The 19,367-nt window shown below is 70.2% G+C and carries 16 protein-coding genes and 1 tRNA gene; 5 read left to right on the forward strand and 12 right to left on the reverse strand.

Annotation, left to right across the window (positions count from 1 at the left end; all coding sequences use genetic code 11):
* Positions 1-187: 187 nt before the first annotated feature.
* The 3 genes from ACZ61C_RS29650 to ACZ61C_RS29660 all read right to left on the reverse strand — a co-directional run bounded on the left by ACZ61C_RS29650 (position 188) and on the right by ACZ61C_RS29660 (position 5,349).
* Positions 188-946, reverse strand: a complete 759-nt coding sequence (locus ACZ61C_RS29650) for a DUF3159 domain-containing protein (RefSeq protein ID WP_465311128.1) — start codon at positions 944-946, stop codon at positions 188-190.
* Entirely contained in the window at positions 946-1,566 is a 621-nt protein-coding gene (locus ACZ61C_RS29655; protein ID WP_465311129.1) for a TetR/AcrR family transcriptional regulator, read from the reverse strand. The genes ACZ61C_RS29650 and ACZ61C_RS29655 overlap by 1 nt, the downstream gene beginning before the upstream one ends.
* Positions 1,567-2,157: 591 nt before the next feature.
* Positions 2,158-5,349 carry a DEAD/DEAH box helicase gene (locus ACZ61C_RS29660; RefSeq protein WP_465311130.1) on the reverse strand — a complete coding sequence of 1,064 codons (3,192 nt, stop codon included), beginning with the start codon at positions 5,347-5,349 and terminating at the stop codon, positions 2,158-2,160.
* Positions 5,350-5,782: 433 nt separating this feature from the next.
* On the opposite strand from ACZ61C_RS29660, the gene ACZ61C_RS29665 reads away from it, so the two are divergent.
* Positions 5,783-6,304 (forward strand): hypothetical protein, encoded by a 522-nt coding sequence (locus tag ACZ61C_RS29665; protein ID WP_465311131.1) that lies wholly within the window; start codon positions 5,783-5,785, stop codon positions 6,302-6,304.
* A 36-nt stretch (positions 6,305-6,340) separates the two neighbouring features.
* Here ACZ61C_RS29665 and ACZ61C_RS29670 read toward each other — a convergent pair whose 3' ends face one another.
* The 6 genes from ACZ61C_RS29670 to ACZ61C_RS29695 form a co-directional block, all read right to left on the reverse strand.
* On the reverse strand, positions 6,341-7,396 hold the full coding sequence (locus tag ACZ61C_RS29670) for a tyrosine-type recombinase/integrase (RefSeq protein ID WP_465311132.1): 1,056 nt from the start codon (positions 7,394-7,396) through the stop codon (positions 6,341-6,343).
* Complete coding sequence (locus ACZ61C_RS29675; RefSeq protein WP_465311133.1) at positions 7,393-7,857, reverse strand: hypothetical protein; 465 nt, start codon at positions 7,855-7,857, stop codon at positions 7,393-7,395. The genes ACZ61C_RS29670 and ACZ61C_RS29675 overlap by 4 nt, the downstream gene beginning before the upstream one ends.
* A 140-nt stretch (positions 7,858-7,997) precedes the next feature.
* Positions 7,998-8,081: transfer RNA gene (locus ACZ61C_RS29680), tRNA-Leu, on the reverse strand.
* Positions 8,082-8,162: 81 nt separating this feature from the next.
* A complete protein-coding gene (locus ACZ61C_RS29685) occupies positions 8,163-9,806 on the reverse strand; it encodes an AfsR/SARP family transcriptional regulator (RefSeq protein ID WP_465311134.1) in 1,644 nt (547 codons plus the stop codon).
* Positions 9,807-9,834: 28 nt separating this feature from the next.
* Complete coding sequence (locus ACZ61C_RS29690; RefSeq protein ID WP_465311135.1) at positions 9,835-10,884, reverse strand: CE1758 family FMN-dependent luciferase-like monooxygenase; 1,050 nt, start codon at positions 10,882-10,884, stop codon at positions 9,835-9,837.
* The gene (locus tag ACZ61C_RS29695) at positions 10,884-11,825 is read right to left on the reverse strand and encodes an NmrA/HSCARG family protein (protein WP_465311136.1); all 942 of its coding nucleotides are present in this window, start codon (positions 11,823-11,825) and stop codon (positions 10,884-10,886) included. The genes ACZ61C_RS29690 and ACZ61C_RS29695 overlap by 1 nt, the downstream gene beginning before the upstream one ends.
* A 165-nt stretch (positions 11,826-11,990) precedes the next feature.
* Between ACZ61C_RS29695 and ACZ61C_RS29700 the strand changes: the two genes are divergently transcribed.
* On the forward strand, positions 11,991-12,767 hold the full coding sequence (locus tag ACZ61C_RS29700; protein ID WP_465311137.1) for a cellulose-binding domain-containing protein: 777 nt from the start codon (positions 11,991-11,993) through the stop codon (positions 12,765-12,767).
* Here ACZ61C_RS29700 and ACZ61C_RS29705 read toward each other — a convergent pair.
* From ACZ61C_RS29705 to ACZ61C_RS29715, 3 genes are all read right to left on the reverse strand, one after another.
* On the reverse strand, positions 12,739-13,791 hold the full coding sequence (locus tag ACZ61C_RS29705; RefSeq protein ID WP_465311138.1) for a cytochrome P450: 1,053 nt from the start codon (positions 13,789-13,791) through the stop codon (positions 12,739-12,741). The genes ACZ61C_RS29700 and ACZ61C_RS29705 overlap by 29 nt on opposite strands.
* Before the next feature lie 62 nt (positions 13,792-13,853).
* A complete protein-coding gene (locus tag ACZ61C_RS29710; protein WP_465311139.1) occupies positions 13,854-13,973 on the reverse strand; it encodes a tryptorubin family RiPP precursor in 120 nt (39 codons plus the stop codon).
* An 87-nt stretch (positions 13,974-14,060) separates the two neighbouring features.
* Positions 14,061-14,954, reverse strand: a complete 894-nt coding sequence (locus ACZ61C_RS29715) for a LysR family transcriptional regulator (protein WP_465311140.1) — start codon at positions 14,952-14,954, stop codon at positions 14,061-14,063.
* Positions 14,955-15,050: 96 nt separating this feature from the next.
* Here ACZ61C_RS29715 and mdlC point away from each other — a divergent pair, with 96 nt between their 5' ends.
* From mdlC to ACZ61C_RS29730, 3 genes are read left to right on the forward strand one after another with little or no spacing between them, the layout of a single operon-like run.
* On the forward strand, positions 15,051-16,625 hold the full coding sequence (gene mdlC, locus ACZ61C_RS29720) for a benzoylformate decarboxylase (RefSeq protein ID WP_465311141.1): 1,575 nt from the start codon (positions 15,051-15,053) through the stop codon (positions 16,623-16,625).
* A gap of 2 nt (positions 16,626-16,627) precedes the next feature.
* The gene (locus ACZ61C_RS29725) at positions 16,628-18,055 is read left to right on the forward strand and encodes a benzaldehyde dehydrogenase (protein ID WP_465311142.1); all 1,428 of its coding nucleotides are present in this window, start codon (positions 16,628-16,630) and stop codon (positions 18,053-18,055) included.
* 13 nt (positions 18,056-18,068) lie between these two features.
* A complete protein-coding gene (locus ACZ61C_RS29730; RefSeq protein ID WP_465311143.1) occupies positions 18,069-19,271 on the forward strand; it encodes an MFS transporter in 1,203 nt (400 codons plus the stop codon).
* Positions 19,272-19,367 lie beyond the last annotated feature (96 nt).

Here is a 19,367-nt window from a genome sequence, read left to right on the forward strand (position 1 = left end):
TGGCGACTCAGGATTCGACTGAACCTTAACCGACCGTGACGAATTCGCCAAAATCGAACGGCTAGCCGTTCACCCCAGCCGGAAAGAATGGTATATCCGCACATTCAGTTGCGCAGAGGCGGGAATTTTCCACCTCGACCCCACTCGATCGACCTGGGATCGGCCAATCTTGGAGCCAAAGAAAAGTTCACTGCGACGAGCACCGAGAATGATGTAAAATCGTGTGTGCCAATTGGGCAGGGTGACGTGGTGAAGTCACTGGCATTCCGCCGGGTGCCACCGATTTCTTGCCGCGCTGGTTCCACGTTGAGGCACGTCGCCAGGTCCAGGCGGCCACGGCGAAGGCTGCCAGGGTGAGCGGGAGGCCCGACGCGACCTTGAGTGTGATCAGAAGTGGATTGGCGCGATCGGCTACCAGAAGGCTGGTGACGATGTATCGGATGACAGCCACGGCGGCCAGCGCGGCGGTGGCAAGCGTGAAGTCGCGCCCTCGCGCCACGGCGCGCCCAGCAGGGTCGGGCTGGTTCACCAACACCCAGAACACGCCGACGAGCGGGCGGCGGATCAGGATCGAGCCGGTCAACGCCACAGTGGCGATCGAATACCAGACGAGGTCCGGCAGAAAGAGCCCGGAATCGGAGCCGGTGCTCCAGGCGAAGATGCCGGCGATCGCTACTCCGACGAGGCCGCCAAAGGCGGGCCCTTTTTGGTCACCACGCCGGATCCGGGCCACGGCGATCACCGTGGCGAGGCCGGCGGCAAAGGCCACCGCAGCGACCGTGCCAGCGAGGGCGTTCAGAGGCGCGAGTACGGTAGAGGGCAGAGCGGAAAGCAGGAGTCCGCCGGCGGAGCCCGTTCGGAGACCTTCAGGATCGCGTCTTGTGGATTGCTGCGGCTCAGCTCGTCGTCGATCGGGCTGCACTCCCTCCGGACCACGGTGCGCCATCACGTCCTCCTCGCCCCAGCGAGGGAAGCTGTCGCTCGTCGGCGATCATCGCCGTAGCCGATCGCCATGCGGCCCACCATGTCCACGAGGACTGCGCGAGCAGCCTCCGCCGGGACGGCTCCGCTCAGCGTCATGGTCACCATGCCGTGCGGCATGCTCCACACCTGTGCGGCGCACAGCTCAGCCTGTTCGGTGGTGACGGCAGCGAACCGGCCAGTTTCCACGCCGCGTTGCACGACTGCCTTCAGCCGCTCGAACGTCGCGGCGCCGGCGTCGTCGTCCTCGGGCGGCCGGTCGACGAACATGGCGCGGTACAGATGCGGCAATTGCGTACCGAAGTCGAAGAACGCCAGAACCATGCCCGCCAACGTCGTGACGGGATCGTCCGGCGAGTCGAACGGATCGAGTCGCGATTGCAGACGAGCGAAGCCGTCGAGCCGCACTTCGTAGCGCAGCTGCTCGACGCTGCCAAAGTAGGTGTAGACGGCAGCAGTCGAGACGCCGAGCTCGCGCGCCAGCCGACGGGTCGACAACGCCGCCGGGCCTTCTTCAGCCAGCAGTTCCGCGGCTCGAGCGAGCAGTGCGGCGCGCAGGGCTGGATCTCGAGGGCGGGGGCTCATAAGGACATAGTAATACAGCGTTAGCTAACGCCGCAACACTAACTTTACCTTCGACTGTGTCCGGCTGGCGATCTGGCTGGCAGGCGCCGCTACGAGTCGGTCCTCTCGAGGCCGCCGCCGACGTTCACAATCGCACCCCAGCAACATGTCAAGTGGCTCCGCACTCGCCCTCCTTCAGACGCAACTCATGCACCCGCATGAAGTGGCGCTCCGCGATGACTTGCCGCGTCGCCGCTACCAGGATGAGCTTCGTCCGCCTGCTTGCAGCCCGCGCACACCTCTCGACACGCAGTCCTCCATGTGGCCTGCGACACAATCAGCACGCCCGCGCGTGACCCATTTCGTGACCCGAAACTGCGCCTAAAGGTGTGACTTCTGGGGTCACGAGCGGTAACCCTGAGCACATAGTTGCAGGTAGACACTGTAGACGTCATCGTCACCCACTCTCCTAATGTCGGTGTCGCAGGCTCGAATCCCGCCGAGGGCACCATCAGGATGGAAGCGGGAGTGTCACCCGTTGGACGACACTCCCGCTCCGCAACGATCCGATCGGCACCGCATGTCGCCTTTTTGGGCAGAGCAGGGCCGTGCTCAATCTGAGCCGTGCACTTCGAACGTACCCTTGGTGACGGCCCGCACGTACGTCTCGGCGCCGGCCAGCAGCCGAAGCTGCTCGTCCGTGCACCGCGCGGCGCTGAGCCCGGGCTGCACGACCAGCGTCCGCAATCTTGGGAAGAGCAACGGCGCCTGCTCGCGGATCCTGAGCAGAGCGGCACTGTCCCCGACCTCGAACGCCGTCTTGCCGGGATGCCTGAGGCGGTACGCGCGAGTCCGGCGGTCGAGGTGCTCAAGCAGCGGTCGGCCGCCGCCGTCGCGCCACCGCGCGCCTCGGATCGCCTGACCGCATACTTCGTACAGGTCCTTGAGTCGGGCACCCGGGTCGTCTCCGCTGGAGAACTTGCAGTGCACCAGCGTGATCACCAGATCGTTTCCGTCGACGCGGAGCCCGACCAAGTCCGCGGCCTCCCCCTTGCCGTCGTCGTCGATCAGCACATCGAAGGTCCGATTCCGCTGCAGCTCGCGGACCATGTACGCCTGGATAGAGTTCTTCTTCTTTTCGACGCCCTGCGATTCGACACGGATGTTCACCCCCTGCGCCGGCCAGTCGCGGGTGATCAGGTTCGCCGGGTCATAGGGACGAAGCCCTTCCCGGGGCTCCAGCAGCCGGTCGTCCCCGGTGATCATCCGGTCGCCGGACAGGAACAACGTCGGCTTGTGGCGGTTGAGCCACTCTGCCAAGGGCACGCTCTCGTCGACGCGTCCCATCGTGGCGGTCGCGTCCCGGCCGGTCGCCGTGTAGTGCAGGCCGTCCGGTCCGACCTCCGCCGAGTAGCCGACCTCCCAGTCCGCGCTGACGAGCGAGAAGACGAACGGGCCGGTGCTGCCGTGGTCGTCGACCCGGAACTCGATGTCCGTCAGAACGTGGCTTGTGCCGTCGAACTCGGCCCGGGTCGCCGTCCCGGTGCCCAGGTACAGGTCCCACGGCCATTCGAGGGCGAGCAGCGGGTGCGGCGGACGCTCCGTGATCTCGGTGGGGAACAGCATCCGGCGGAAGATCGCGGTCAGGTCGAGGGTGTGGTCCCGCAGCTTGGTGCCCTGCCGGTCACACCACTCCCGCCACTCGAACAGGTTGCGCGCGGTGGCCATCGCCCAGAACCGGCCCGACAGAGCCGCGCTGATCGTCACGGACTCGCCGTCCTCGAACCCCTTCGTCGCGATGTGCGTCTGGGTCTTGTGGTCGCTCTCGGCCTCCAGCAACGCGGCTTCGACGTCGCTGCCGACGTGCATCGAGAATCGCCGATCCCGATCGCGCGCGTCCAGCAGCCCCAGGTTCGTCGGGATCAGCCGGTCGATGTGCGCGAGGACGCGGAAGGTCCGCATCCCGTTCACTGGCGAAGGTTCTTCGTCGAGCACGACTTCCACCAGCCGGTCGTACTTGGCCTTCGTGTTCGAGCCGTGGACGTAGAGCGTGCCGTGGTCCCGGTCGAAGTAGAGCATGACGAGGTCGAACGACGTGTTCTCCAGTCCGGGAACCCGCCCCCACCTCGGGTCGGCCTCCACGCGCAGTACGAACCATGCGAAGTCGTTCCCGGTGTTGACGCTGACCAGGTCGTCCAACACCATCCCGGGGTAGACCTGCTTGGCCTTGTCCGGCTCCCAGTCGTGCTTCGCCGTCGAGTAGGCGATGGCGCTCATCTTCGGTTCGAGCAACCCGATGGGCACCTCGACCGGGGTGTACGGGAAGGACTCGTCGAACTCTCCGACTTCAAGGGCCCGCCGGGTGGCGCGCTCGGTGACGTCGCTGAGGATCACGTCCCAGTCGGGGTCCTCCCGGAGCAGGTCCCGCATCGGCGACAGGGCCATAGCGGGGTCGCGCGCTACGAATACGCTGGCGCGCCCGATCTTCGTGGGCGACGAGGTCCGGGCCAGCCGTCCGATGAGCTGGAGCATCGGGCTCAGCGATTGCCTGCTGTCGTGGATGGCCGCGATCTTTAGCGCCGGCAGGTCGAAGCCCTCGCCGAGCATGTCCACGCAGATGACGATCCGGCAGACGCGGTTGCCGAGGGCCGCGAGCACGGCCTTGCGCCGCTTGATGGTGACGGTGTCGTGGAGGACCGCCGGGCCCTGCTCCGGCGCGAGGTGCTCGTAGAGCTCGAGGATCTCGGCCGCGCGGACCTTCGTCTTCACCCGCACCAGCAGCACGTGGTCCAGCCCGGCGGCGAGGTCGTCCCGGAGGCGGGCCACCGCTGCGGCCGCGAGTTCCTCATCCACGTCCTCGATCCCGACGACGGACCGGAACTCGATCTTGCTGAAGTGGCCGTCTCGCTGGGCCTCGCGGAGCGGGAACCGGAAGATCACCCGCCCCGGGAGTCGGCGGCCGTCGCCGCGGAACGGCGTCGCCGTGAACAACAGGGTTCGGGCGCCGGGGAAGCTGCGGATCACGTGCGTCCAGGTGTCCGCCGGCGCATGGTGCGCTTCGTCGACGATCAGGTGACTGCACGCACCGAGGAGAGCGCTGCGCGCGTCCGCATCGCAAACGTGCAGGACGTGCGGCGTCGCGACGATGACGTTGCACGCGGCCGCGACCTCGGCCGCGTCGGCCGCGGATTTGAGTGCGTGCTCGAGCCGCCCGACGTTCGGCCGCAGCGCGTGCGGGGCGACGATCTCCAGCTCCTGCAAGACTCCGAGCCGCTCGAACTTCGCCGCGATCTGGTCGCGCAACGCCGCCGTCGGTACCACGACAAGCAGCAGCTCAGGCCGGGCGGCAACCGTCCAGGCGAGCATCGTCTCCGTCTTGCCCGTGCCCGTCGGCATGACCACCACCGCAGGCTCGTCCACACCGGACGCCTGGAAGCCGACGATGGCGTGCAGGGCGCCGATCTGCGGCCGGCGCAGGCTATGCGGCTCCTCGTGCGACCTGAACCCGATGGCCTCGGCGAACGACTCCCGGACCACCTCAGGCGGCACCGGCTCACGCGAGCCGGACCAGGAAAGCCGGTGCGTTGGCTGCTCGACCGTGGGGAGTTCGGCGGTGAGCGGGCCGTCTTCAGCCGCCGTCGCTCCCCGGACCGCCGGCCACGATCCGAACCGGCCGCTCACGACCAGTTCGCCCGGCTCGCCGACGACCGCCCAGTCGGCCGCGGCCGGTACGAGGAGTTGCCGAACCTCGTTCCCGCCGCACCTACGCGAACGAGCCCAGACATTGGCGGTCTGGATCTTCATGCCGGCTTTGCACTCCTCGCCTCGATATCGCTGACTACCTGCGCGGCTGCAGCAACCGATCGGCGCAGTGGCCCCCGATTCGAGACTATCGGCACGACATTCACTCGATTGAGTGGAATTCACGTTGCGGGCGCAGGAACTGCGGCCAGCGGCTCACTCCTTCTTCCCGCTCCCCTCGGACTGCCATCAACGCTTCACGCCAGGGCAGCTGGCCGAGGCGTTCCTGGTCGTCCGGCAGCTCGGCTGGGCCGCGCTGATGCCGGCCCACGTGGTTCCGACGCTCAGAATCAGGATTGGGGATCACGGCTAAACTCAATTATGTTCAGCCCCGCACGGTGATGCCGTCGGACGCCGCTTCGCCTCGCCCTCCCGCGCGAGAGTTCTGGGAACAGTCATGTCACACCATCGGGAACGTCGACCTGGCGAAGGCCCAATGCCTATCGCCGCCGGCACGGCCAACGCGGTTCAGTGCTCGACATCGGAGGGAGCGGGCAACAAGATCGTCGCGTCGCTGCTTCTACCGGAGCGGAGGCATAGCTCCGAACCTGTGATTCCCATGCCGGTTGCCGATCTGGGCCCGGTGGTGGACTGTGGCTCGGTCGCGTTCAGCCTGGTCCGGGTCGGCATGAACGGCGTGGTGGCGGCGCGGGTCCCGTTGGAGCGGCTGAATTGGGCTCCGGGCCTGCCGCTACGGCTCTGGGTGTCCTCGGGTCTGCTCGTGGTAGCGCCGAGCGAAAAGCCGTCGGCTGCATTAGTTCCGTCAAAGATGAGTTTGACCTTGCCGGCTCGGCTGCGGGCGCGGTGCCGCATCCGGGCTGAAGATCAGGTGCTGCTCGCTGCCGTGATGGAGCACGACCTGCTGGTCGTCTATCCGCAGCACGTGTTGTACACCATGGTCACCGCCTTCCACGACAACCTCGTCGTCATCCCGGAAGGGACCGCTCACAGCGACTGAGGCGGACGCGGTCTGCACGACCGCGCCCGCCGTGGATCATCTCGTCGTCCTCGGCGTCCGGACCGGCGCGAGGGGGTGTGGTTCGCCGGTGAGCGCGGCCAGGGCTTCGGCGACTTCGGTGATGTCGGCCTTGACGTAGGTGGTGGTTGTCAGGTCGCTGCCCGACTCGGCGTGCCCGGCGTAGGCGCGGGCGACGCCGATGCCGAAGTTGCGCTCGACCCAGGTCAGCGTGGTGTGACGCAGCCAGTGGGCGCTGACCTGCAGTGACCTTGCCCAATCCAACGCCTTCTGAACACGACCGAAGATGTAGTCGTAGCGGCGCTTGGTGATCGGATTGCCGTTGGCGTAGCGCAGCACCTGGCTCTCCGGGTTCCCGTCGCCGCGTTCGTCGAAGTGGGCGATGAGGTGACGCATCAGGGTCGGTGAGACCGGTTGCCAGCGTTCGGTCTCGCCTTTCTCCCGCAGCAGGATCGTGCACTGCGTCCGGTCCAGGTCGCGGCGACGCAAGGCCAGCGCACCACCACGTCGGCAGGCGCTCTCCTCGTGCAGCCGGCAGACCAAAGCGTCCAGCTCCGGGTCATCACCGGTGCTGGAAACGATGTCGTTGAGCTCGTTGACCCGGTCGGAGGCGAGAGCCCGACGGGTGGAGGCGTTGCGCCGTGGTTTGGTGACGCGCATGGCGGGGTTGGCGCGCTCGTCGAGGCGTCCATCGTTGACCAGGTGCTTGTAGAGGCAGCGCATGGCGGCGATGAAGTTCTCTGCGGCGTTGCGTCCGCCGCGGGAGTTGCGGCGGACGCGAGCGGTGTTGCGGACATGCTCGGCCATCGCCTTGATCTCGGTGGCCGTGATCGTCTCCATGGGCCGCTCGCCCCACCGGGCTTCGGCCTTCTTCCAGTACGACCCGTAGGAGCTGGCCGTGCTCGGCGACACGAGGTCCGCGACGACGGGGATCCATTCGCTCAGCGTCGGCATCGGCGGGCGCTCGCCGTCGGTGTTGCCGGTGGGTGCGTCGCCGATGAGGTCGGCGGGATCGACGCCGAGGCGCGACAGCAGTAGTCGCGCGGCTTCGAGGTCTTGGGTGGTGGCGGTCATGATGCGTCCTCGGGGGTGGCGAGGGAGGTGTGGAAGGTGCGCAGCATCGCCTGAACGGCGGCTTCCGGATGCACGATGAGCACGTCGTGGACGGGGTCGGCGACCAGCAGCAGGCGGCTGCCCGCCAGGGCTCCGCAGCCGCGGCGCACCGGCGCAGGAAGTGCGACGTAGGGCTTGCGGGGCATGACGAACACCCCGTCCGAACGCCGCCGGATCACCACCGAGGTCTTGACAAGCGTGATCAGCAGGCGATCCCCCGGGCTCCAGCCGAGGGCGGCGACGGCACCGCGGTCCTGTAGCCGCCCTCCCCCGTCCATCAGCGCGATCGACAACCGCGGACCATCAACCGCACCGAGATCACGCAACGGCGGGAGGTCCATCGGGACAGGCAAGGAAGCCACGCGTTCCGCATCTGGCGTGGCGACCCGCCCGGGTAGAGGCAGGGAAGGGATGCGGGTCATGCGGCACCTCCCCGGCGTGCTGCGCGAAGGGAGGGCGCGTACAAGATCAGCCTAGCCGAGACCGGCGGCAGCTGAACGCGAGAAGGACCCGCCGTGGCGGGCCTGTTACTCTGTGGTTTGGGAGATCTCCCACATATTTGTGTCCGAGGGGGGACTTGAACCCCCACGCCCGTTAAGGGCACTAGCACCTCAAGCTAGCGCGTCTGCCATTCCGCCACTCGGACCTGCTGAAGAAAGACTACTACGGCCACCTCACCCCTCTCCGCAGGGGGTGTCCAGTCGTCGGGACCGGACCTCTGGGACGATCAAACGTTCTGCATCGGTTCAGCCGCCATGACCTGGCCTTGGGCGAACAGCCTGAGCGGCTCCTGGTAGCGGTAGCGATCGGTCCCCGACGGCTCCAGCAAGTGCACGTCCACCAGGGACTCCAGCAGCAGCGCCGTGTCGCCCAGGGGTAGGCCCAAGCGGGTCGACGCCGTTGGGATTGAGATCTCCGGGGAGTCCGACAGCACCTGGAACGCCTGGGCCTGGGCCGGCTTCAACTCCGCCAGCGCCGACTCGTACGGCTTCTCGATCGCGCCGCACTCTGGGGGTGTCACCGGGGAGCCTGGGGCTGGGCGGCCCAAGCGGTCCAGGGCCTCTGCCATCGTCCAGCCCGGGCGGGACGCCAGCCTCGCCCCCACCGCCTGGATCACCTGGGGCAGGCCTGCCGTGCGCGTGACCAGCAGGTTCGTCTCCAACGGCTCGGCGGCGGCGCGGTCCGCGCCGATCAGGTGGGTCAGCAGCTCCACCGACGCCGTCTGTGTGAGGCCGCCCAGTTTGGTCCAGTGGGCCACTCCGTAGAGGCGGCGGCGGGCCGTGATCATGACCGCTCCCGCGGCCGGCAGCAGCGGGAGGATCTCGTCCGTCTCGCGTGCATTGTCGAGGACCAGCAGGAGGCGGCGGCCCGTGGTGCGGGTTCGCCACAGGGCCGCCCGCTCGCTGGCGGACTCCGGTGGCGTCGGGACGCCGATTCCGCGCAGGAGCTCCGCCAGCGGGTCCGCGGACGCCGACAGGTCCAGGAACAGCTGGCCGTCCGGGAAGGACGCGCTCAGGAGGTGGCCGAGGTGGACCGCCAGGGTTGTCTTGCCGATCGCGGCCAAGCCTTCGATGCCGATCACCGGGACTCCTGGGCGGGTCAACGATGTCGACAGCGCCGCCAGCTCCGGCGCTCGGCCGGCGAACTCCGGCAAGTCGGGGGGCAGCTGCGTGGGGCGGGACGGTGCGGCTTCGCCGGCCAGGATTCGGCGTTGCATCTCCTGGAGCTCCGGCCCCGGGTACAGACCCAGCTCCGTCTCGAGCAGGCGCTGGATGTCGGTGAACACCTCCAGCGCCTCCGTCTGGCGGCCGGAACGGTACAGCGCCAGCATCTGCAGCTCGCGGGGGCGCTCGCGCAGCGGCTCCGACGCGATCAGGTCCGTCAGGTCCGCGACCGCTTCGGTGTGGCGACCGGCCTCGATGTCGGCCGCCGCCGCGTCCTCGCGGGCTTTCGTGTGCAGCTGGCCGAGGCGGACGCGGGCGGCTTCCGCGAAGTCGCCCGGCAGGCCCGCCAACGGCGTTCCGTGCCAGAGGCGCAGCGCCGCGCGAGGGTCTCCGGCGCGGAGCAGGCGGGAGAACTCCGTGACGTCCAGCGACGCGTCGCGCAAGGCGTAGCCGCCGCTGACGGACTCGATCGGGACGCCCGTCTGGCGCAACCGGGACACGTACGAGCGGACCATGCCCACCGCCGCTCGGGGTTCGGCGCCGCTCCACAGGGCCGAGACCAGCTGGGACGGCGACAGGGGCGTGCCCTCCTGCAGCAGCAGCACCGCCAGGGCCGCTCGCTGCTGCGGCGGCCCCAGCTCCACCTCGACGTCGTCGCGCCACGCGCGGACCGGGCCCAGCACTTCGAACCGCAGTGATCCCGTCACGCTCAGCGCAACCCGCCGCGGCGGACGGCTATTCCGGCGGGTCGTCCGGCACGTGCGCCGGGCGCAGGCGGGTGAACTCCTTCCGCAGCTCCGGGACGACCTCCGCGCCCAGCAGGTCGATCTGGTCCAGCGCCGCCGCGTGGGGCAGGCCCATGCCGTCGATGTTGAACAGCTGCCGCTGGTAGTCGCCGAAGTCCTCGCGGAAGCGCATCGTGCGGTCGATGACCTGCTGCGGGCTGCCGACCGCCAGCGGGGTCTGCGCCATCGTCTCCTCGAGCGACGGTCCGTGGCCGTAGATCGGCGAGTGGTCGAAGTACGGCCGGAACTCGGCGATCGCGTCCTGGGAGCGGCGCCGCATGAACACCTGGCCGCCGAGGCCGACGATCGCCTGGTCGGCCGGGCCGTGGCCGTGGTGCTCGAACCGCTCGCGGTAGAGCGTGATCATCCGCCGGGTGTGGTCGACCGGCCAGAAGATGTTGTTGTGGAAGAACCCGTCGCCGTAGAAGGCCGCCTGTTCGGCGATCTGCGGGCTGCGGATCGAGCCGTGCCAGACGAACGGCGGCACGCCGTTCAGCGGCCGCGGTGTCGAGGTGAACCCCTGCAACGGCGTCCGGAACCGGCCGGACCAGTCCACGACCTCTTCGCGCCACAACCGCCGCAGCAGCGCGTAGTTTTCCACGGCCAGCGCGATCCCGTCGCGGATGTCCTTGCCGAACCACGGGTACACCGGCCCGGTGTTGCCGCGCCCGAGCATCAGGTCGACGCGGCCGTCGGCGAGGTGCTGCAGCATCGCGTAGTCCTCGGCGATCTTCACCGGGTCGTTCGTGGTGATCAGCGTGGTCGACGTCGACAGCGTGATCCGGCTCGTGCGCGCCGCGACGAACCCGAGCAGCGTGGTCGGCGACGACGGCACGAACGGCGGGTTGTGGTGCTCCCCCGTCGCGTAGACGTCGAGGCCGGCTTCCTCGGCGCGGACAGCCGACTCGACCATCCGCTTGATCCGCTCGTGCTCGGTGGGCGCCTGCCCCGTCGCGGGGTCGGGGGCGATGTCCCCGACCCCGAAGATCCCGAACTGCATCACAGCCCCTTGAACGCGTCGTGGTGTTCGGCGAGCCAGGTCGCGAAGTCCTGCAGCCGCGGGTTGAGCTCTCGCACGGCTTCGGGGTCGCGCGCGCCGGCGAAGGCGCTCTCGTGCTCGGCGTAGTAGAAGAACATGTTCGCCAGGTCGTCGGCGCCGGGCGCCCCGGACGCGCGCACGTCCTCGACACTCGCCGGCCGGTAAACGACCTCGGTGCCGAGCTCCTTCGCGAAGGCCGCCGCGTACTGCTCGCCGGTCAGGTTCTCGCCGGAGATGCTGATCGTCTCCCCCGCCAGCTCGGGGCCGCGCGCGAAGACTCCGAACGCGGTCCGCCCGATGTCCTCGGCCGCGATGCCCGGCAGCCGCCGCTCGCCCATCGGCAGGTGCAGCGCGACCACGCCGTCGGGGTCGCGGACCGGGCGGAAGAAGTCGACGAAGGCCTCGAAGTAGAAGGTTGTCGAGAGGAACGTCGTCGGCACGCCGGCCTCGACGAAGAACGCCTCGGCTTCGGCCTTGCTGTCGAAGTGCGGCACCTTGTACTGCCCGTGCAGCGTCGGGACGCTGTCGTCGCGCAGGTGCAGGCGCGTGTCCGGCAGGGTCGACCAGACGACGTGCCGCAGGCCGGTGGCCTTCGCGGCCGCGGCCATCGCGCGGGCCTGCTGCTGCTCGCGCTCCACGGAGTTGTACTCCCAGAACGCCGTGACGAAGTAGGCGCCGTACGCGCCTTGAAGTGCCTTCGTCAGGCTTCCTTCGTCGTCGAGGTCCGCGCTGACGACCTCGGCGCCGCGCGCGGCGAGGGCCTGCGCGGCCGGCGAATCCGGGTTGCGCGTGAGCGCCCGCAGCGCGAACCGCTGCTCCGGGTCGTCCAGGATCGCGCGGGCCACCCCGCCGCCCTGCTGACCGGTGGCGCCCACCACGGCGATGATCTTCTTGTCGGACATCCGAACCTCCTGGGACCGGGCCGGGTGTTCCGGCCACCAGCTCAGGGAACTCCCGCGGTGTCTGCGTCTTGTGCACGGCGGGTGCACGCGGTGTGCACGTGGTTTACAAGACCCGCCTCGGCTTCCTAGGATTCGCCGGTCGGGCCGCAGAACGGGAGGTTCCGTATGGCGCGCGCCGACCGTCGGCGAGACGACGAGATCTCGGTCGCCGAGCTGCTCCGGGAGACGGGCGCGACACCGCGTTCGCTCGGTGAGCCGGCCCCGGCCGGGCCCGCTCGTGAGGACGACACCGGCGAGGGCTACCGCGAACGGCTCGAGCAGCGGGCGCGCGAGGCGGCCGCGGGCCAGCAGCGCGCCGGGCGGCGGATCCGGTGGGTTTCCGCGCTCTGCGGCGCCGTAGTGGTGCTCGGCAGCCTGGTGCTGATCGCGGTGACCTCGGAAAGCTCGCCCGGACGACAGGCGGCCGCGTCACCGGGTCCCCTCGCGCCGGCGACGACGCCGCGCTCGACGACGTCCAGCGTCCGGCCCCCGAGCCCCACGCCGATCCCGACGGTGCTGCGGCAGACGGCGTCCTCGACCTCCGCGGTGGCCGTGCAGACCCAGCCCGCACCACCGCCGGCGGCGACGTGCGCGGTGCGGTTCACGGTCAAGGACCAGTGGGATGACGGCTTCACCGCGGAAGTCACCATCACCAACAAGGGCGGCGGAGCGCTGTCGCCGTGGACGCTCGCCTGGAGCTTCACCGCCGGCCAGCGCGTCACCCACGGCTGGGACGGCGACTACGACCAGCGCGGCGGGCGGGTCACGGTGACCGCGGCGTCGTGGAACACCACCCTCGCGCCGGGCGCGAACGTCACCACGGGGTTCAACGGCGACTTCGACCGCGGCAACCCCGCGCCCGGGGACTTCGCCCTCAACGGCTCCCGCTGCGACGCGACCTGACCACCTTGACGTCGGCCAGCTCCAGCAGGCCGTCGAGCTCGACCCGCGCGCTGGTGCGGCGCGGGTCGGGCACCAGGCCTTCGGCGCGGACGACGTCGAGCAGGCGGCTCGCCAGCGGCAGCACCAGGTGCCGGCCCCAGCAGCGCTCGCTGACGTGCCCGAACGGCAGGTACCCCGGGTGGCGGTCGGCGTCGAGCTCCGCCCAGCGCCGCGGCCGGAACTCGTCCGGCGCCTCCCACAGCTTCGGTGCGCGGTGGCTCAGCAGGGGCAGCAGCAGGACGTCGTCGCCGGCCGTGATGCGCGAGTCGACCTCGGTGAACTCCGGTGAGCGGACGCGCAGGACGTTCCACGACGGCGGCAGCAACCGGAGCGCCTCGTTGATGACGTACTCGTTCGGGACGTCGTCGTCGAACGGCGCGCCCAGCCAGAGCGCGTTGGTCACCAAAGCGGCGACGGTGAAGCAGATCGGCCCGGCGACACGGCGGTAGAGGTACATCCGGAAGCGCCGCTCGGCCAGGCTTCCGGCGGCCACGACCTGCCGCGCGAGGGTGGACAGCGGCACGTCCGGAGCCGGCGGCCGGACCAGCGCGGCGCCGGCGGTGACGGCCGACCACGTCAGCTTCGGTGTCAGCTCCAGGCGGCGGTCGACGAGCACGCGGAACCGGCGGAGCTCGGGTCCGAAGACGAACTGCCGCAGGTGGTTGTGCGGCACGGCGGGCCAGGCGCCGGTGAGGTCGGGCCGGCCGGCGGGCCGCTTCAGCGCCGCCCGCACGTCCGCGGCGAGCGCCTGCATCAGGCTCGCGGACTCGGCCCGGGTGACCGCGCGGCCCAGCACCGGCTTGAAGGTCGGCCGTTCCTCGGCGTTGGCCGGGCGGGCGCGCAGCACGGCGTCCATCAGGTCCGGGTCGGCGATCCCGACGGTGTCCGCATCGAGCCGGAACAGCCCGTCGTCGCGGTGGTCACGAAGCAGCTGGTCGAGCCGGGGCGCGAAGACGACCGCGCGGTGGGCGGGGGCGATGACCACGTTCGGCACTCCTCCGAAGGGAAGCGCGGCCGGTCCCGGTGACCGGGACCGGCCGCGGGTGATCAGATCCAGCCGTACCAGGCGTAAGCCTTCAGGCTCTTCTTGGGAAGCGCTTTCTTGACCAGGCGGACGAGCTTCACCGGTTTCCTCCCTAGCTCGGTTGTCAGGACCGTGATCGACACTAGGCAGGGCGGGATCGGTTCAGCACGAAGGATTACACGTTCGGCCCAGATCTTTCGGCGTGAAATGGGCGCGAAGAAAAATGCGTGTTAAATCAGCACCTCACGCATGAAGTTCACGAGCCAGTGCTGCGCCGGGCTCCGCGCGTGCGTGTGGCGCGTGTACACCGACACCTGCGCCGGCTCGACGTCCATCGGCAGCTCGAAGAGCCGGACGCGGTGCTCGGCCGCGAAGACCTCCGCCACCAGGCGCGGGACCATCGCCACCAGCTCGCCGTCCTGGACCAGGTACGGCAGGGCCGCGAAGCGCGTCACCTCGAGGACCACGCGGTCGAGCAGGCCGGCCGCCGCCAGCGCGCGGCGGGGGCCGTCGTGGCCGGTCGGGCCGAACACCGTCACGTGGCGTTCCGCCGCCAGCTCGTCGAAGGTCACGCGCGCCTTCAGCCGGGGGTGGCCGGCCGCGACCATGCCCAGGTAGCCCTCCGAGAACAGCGGGATGCGGGCCACGCGCTGCGAGCTGATCAGCGGGGACGCGATGAACGCGTCGATCTCGCCGCGGCCGAGCTGGTCGGCGGCGCGCTCGACGTCGAGCGGGCGGACGGTCAGCGTCACCCCGGGGGCGGCCGCGGGCAGCGCCGCCATCAGGCGGGGCAGCAGCGAAATCTCCCCCAGGTCGGACAGGCACAGCGTGAACTCCGCCCGGGCGGTCGACGGGTCGAACGACCAGGCGCCGCTGACCGCCGTCTCGATCTCCGACAGCGCGCTGTGCAGCGGCTCGTAGAGCGCACGGGCGGTCGTCGTCGGCTCCAGGCCGCCGCCGGTGCGGCGGAACAGCTCGTCGGAGAACCGGCGTCGCAGCTTCTGCAGGCTGTAGCTGATCGTCGGCTGCGTGACGTGCAGGGACTCGGCCGTCGCGGTGACGCTGCGGGTCTCGTAGAGCAGCACGAACGTGCGCACCAGGTTGAGGTCGAAGTCCCGCATCATCGATCCCGTCTATGAACGACCGAGGCAACATTTATTGGAACACAGGCCGGTGGCGTCCCTAGGGTCTGGGCCAACCCGCCCGAGGAGGACCCGCGCATGCCCACCGCCCGCCGGCTCGCCCACGAGTTCCTGCACCGCCGAGGCCTGACCACGATCTTCGGTAACCCCGGCTCGAACGAGCTGCCGTTCCTGGCCGAGCTGCCGGACGGCTTCCGGTACGTCCTCGGCCTGCACGAAGGCGCCGTTGTCGGGATGGCCGACGGCTACGCGCAGGCGACCGGCCGGCCGGTGCTGGTCAACCTGCACGCCGCCGCCGGGTCGGGCAACGCGATGGGCGCGCTGACCAACGCCGTCTACTCGCGCTCTCCCCTGGTGCTCACCGCCGGCCAGCAGGTGCGCTCGGCGATCGGCATGGAGGCGATGCTCGCCAACGTCGACGCCACGCAGCTGATGCGGCCCCTCGCCGCGTGGTCCGGCGAGCCCAGCTGCGCCGAAGACGTCCCGCGCTCGCTCGCGCAGGCCGTGTTCGAAGCCGAGCTGCACCGGCGGCCGAGCTACCTGTCGATCCCCTACGACGACTGGGCCGTGGAGCTGGACACGAACGCCGCCGTGACGCTGGACCGGACCGTCCGCAGCGGGCTGACGCCGTCCGAGGCCCAACTGGACGACCTGGCGGCGCAGGTCGCCGCCGCGAAGAACCCCGCGCTCGTCCTGGGCGGGGACCTCGACGCGACCGGCCTGTTCGACCGGGCCGTCGCCCTCGCCGAACACCTCGGCGTGCCGACCTGGGTGGCGCCGTCGCCGCACCGGCTGCCCTTCCCCAACCGGCACCCGCTCTTCCGCGGGGTGCTGCCCGCGGGCATCGCGCCGGTCTCGGCCGCGTTGACCGGGCACGACCTCGTGCTGGTGCTCGGCGCGCCGGTGTTCCGCTACCACCAGCACGTGCCCGGCCGGTTCCTGCCCGAGGACACGCGGCTGGTGCAGGTGACCGACGACTTCGGCGCGGCGACCCGCGCACCGATGGGCGACGCGCTGGTGGCCGATCCGGCGCCGGTGATCGAAGCCTTGCTGGCGCGGGTGCCCGCGCGGACCTCCGACGGCGGCTTCGTCCCGAACCCGGAGCCGAAGACCGGCGCGTCCGCGTTGCACCCGGAGCAGGTTTTCGCCGCCCTGCGCGAAACGCAGCCCGAGGACACCCGTTACGTCGTCGAATCGACATCGACGAACTCCGCCTGGTGGCGGCAACTGGACCTGCGCCGCGAGGGCTCGTACTTCTTCCCCGCGGCCGGCGGGCTCGGCTTCGGCCTGCCCGCCGCGGTCGGTGTGGCGATGGGCAGCCCGGACCGCCCGGTGGTGGGCGTGATCGGCGACGGCTCGGCGAACTACGGCATCACGGCGTTGTGGACCGCCGCGCACTACCGCGTCCCGGTCACGTTCGTGATCCTGCGCAACGGCGTTTACGGCGCGCTGAAGTGGTTCGGCGAGCTGCTCGGCACGCCGGACGTGCCGGGCACGGAGATCCCCGGCCTCGACTTCACCGCCATCGCCGCGGGTTACGGCGTCCCGGCCACCACCGTCACCGGGCTCGACGACCTGCGTGCCCAGCTCAAGACGACCCCGGACGGCCCACGGCTGATCCAGGTCGACACCGAACCGACCTCCCCGGAGTGATCATGACCCTGCTCGACACCAGCTTCACCCGCGGCACCGGCGGCACCCACGCCGTGGTCGAACCGGCCACCGGCGAAACCCTGGGCAGCGTCGGTATCGCGACGCCGGACGACGTCGCCACAGCCGCGACCGCGGCGGCGAAAGCTCAGCGCGACTGGGCGCGGCGCAAGCCCGCCGAGCGTGCGGCGGTGCTGCGTCGCGCCGGTGAGCTGTGGGAAAAGCACGCGGCCGAGGTGCAGGACTGGATCGTCCGCGAAGCCGGTTCGACCCGGCCGAAGGCCGCGATCGAAACCGAGATGGCGGCCGGGATCTGCTTCGAAGCCGCGGCTCTGCCGACTCATCCGCGTGGCGAGGTGCTGAGCACCGGCGAGCCGCGCTGGTCGCTGGCCCGGCGCGTCCCGGCCGGGGTGGTTTCGGTGATCTCGCCGTTCAACTTCCCGCTGATCCTGGCGATCCGGTCGGTCGCGCCCGCGCTGGCGCTCGGCAACGCCGTGCTGCTCAAGCCGGACCTGCGCACGGCGGTGTCCGGCGGGGTGAGCATCGTGCGCGTCTTCGACGAGGCCGGGCTGCCCGAAGGGCTGCTGCAGCTGCTGCCCGGTGACGCCGCCGTCGGCGCCGCGGTGGTCGACGCGCCGGAGGTGTCGGTCGTGTCGTTCACCGGCTCGACCGCCGCCGGGCGCAAGGTCGGCGAGGCCGCCGCGCGGGCGCTCAAGCGGGTGCATCTGGAGCTGGGCGGGAACAACGCGCTCGTCGTGCTGCCGGGCGCCGACGTCGCCAAGGCCGCGTCCGCCGGCGCGTTCGGCTCGTTCCTGCACCAGGGGCAGATCTGCATGACCACCGGCCGCCACCTCGTGCACGAGTCCCAAGTGGACGAATACGTCGAGGCCCTGGCGGAGAAGGCGCGGCGGCTGCCCGTCGGCAACCCCGCCACCGGCGACGTCGCGCTCGGCCCGATCATCGACGACCGGCAGCTCGCGCACGTCACCGACGTCGTCGACCGGAGTGTGGCGGCGGGCGCCCGGGTGCTGGCCGGGGGCAAGCCCGACGCGCCGTTCTACCCGCCGACCGTCCTCTTCGGACTGACCGATTCGACACCCGCGTGGCGCGAGGAGATCTTCGGCCCGGTCGCGCCGGTGCGCGCCTACCGCAACCTCGACGAAGCCGCGCGGCTGGTGAACGACTCCGAGTACGGCCTGTCGGTCGGGATCCTCGGTGACGTCGGCACCGCGATGATGCTGGCCGACGAGGTCCGCTCCGGCAAGGTGCACATCAACGAGCAGACCGTCGGTGACGAGCCGACCGCCCCCTTCGGCGGCGTCGGCGACTCCGGCAACGGCTCCCGCTTCGGCGGCGCGCAGGCCAATATCGAGGCCTTCACCGAAACCCAGTGGCTGACCGTCCGCGCCGACATCGCGGGCTACCCGTTCTGAAAGGAAAGCGGTCATGACAACGACGTCTCCCGCGCGTCCCGTGTGGACGGCGGTCCTCTGCTGGCTGACCGTCCTGCTCGAGGGGTACGACCTGGTGGCGCTGGGCGCGACCATCCCGACCCTGCTCAAGAGCGGCCACCTCGGCTTCACCGCGGCCGGCGCGACCGCGGTCGCCACCGTGTCGCTGGTCGGCGTGGCCGTCGGCGCGGCGTTCCTCGGCCCGCTCACCGACCGGTTCGGCCGCCGCGGCATGCTCATCGGCTCGGTGCTGCTGTTCTCGCTGTTCACACTGCTGACGCCGGCGGCCTCGAGCGTCGCGATGTTCGGGGTGTTCCGGTTCGTCGCCGGCCTCGGCCTCGGCGCGTGCATGCCGGTGGCGCTGACGGTGATGTCGGAGAACCTGCCCGCGCGGCGGCGGGCCAGCGCGAGCACGTTCACCATGACGGGCTACCACGTCGGAGCGGTGCTGACGTCGATCCTGGCACTGGCGGTGACCGACGACTGGCACTGGCTGTTCTACGGCGGCGGGGTGGCCGGCCTGCTGGTGGTGCCGCTGATGTGGTGGAAGCTGCCGGAGTCGGCGGCCTACCTGGCGGCTCGCGATGACACCGAGCGCGTCGGGCTGCGCGACCTGCTGGGCGCGCGCTTCCGGCGGATCAGCATCGCCGTGTGGACCGGCTCGTTCATGGGGCTGCTGCTGGTCTACGGGCTCAACACGTGGCTGCCGCAGCTGATGCGGACCGCAGGGTACCCGATCTCGACGTCGATCACGCTGCTGCTGGTGCTCAACATCGGCGCGGTGCTCGGGCTGGTGCTGGCCGGCACGATCGCCGACCGGTTCGGCATCCGCCCGATCGCCCGGATCTGGTTCGGCGCGGGCGCCGTGCTGCTGGCGGCGCTGAGCCTGCGCATCGGGAACGCGTTCCTGCTCAACACGGTGGTGCTGCTGACCGGCGTGTTCGTGTTCTCGGCGCAGGTCCTGATCTACGGGTACGTCGCGCAGGCGTTCCCGGCGCAGGCCCGCGGCACGGCGCTCGGGCTGACGTCGGCGGTCGGGCGGCTCGGCTCGATCCTCGGGCCGTTCGTGACCGGCGCGCTGGTGACGGCCGGGGTCGCGTATCCGTGGGGTTTTTACTTCTTCGCCGTGGTGGCGGCGCTCGGGCTGGGCGCGGTGCTGGCGCTGCGCGGTGAAGCCCGGGTGCCGGCGCTGCGCTAGGTGTGATGTCCAGGGACGTTGTCCCGAGTTGAGGTGACCTGGTGGCGGCCTGTCGTGCAGACAGGTGAAGGCCTCCGGTTGTGAAGTGGAGCTGTC

It is taken from the genome of Amycolatopsis sp. NPDC104587, assembly GCF_055583645.1.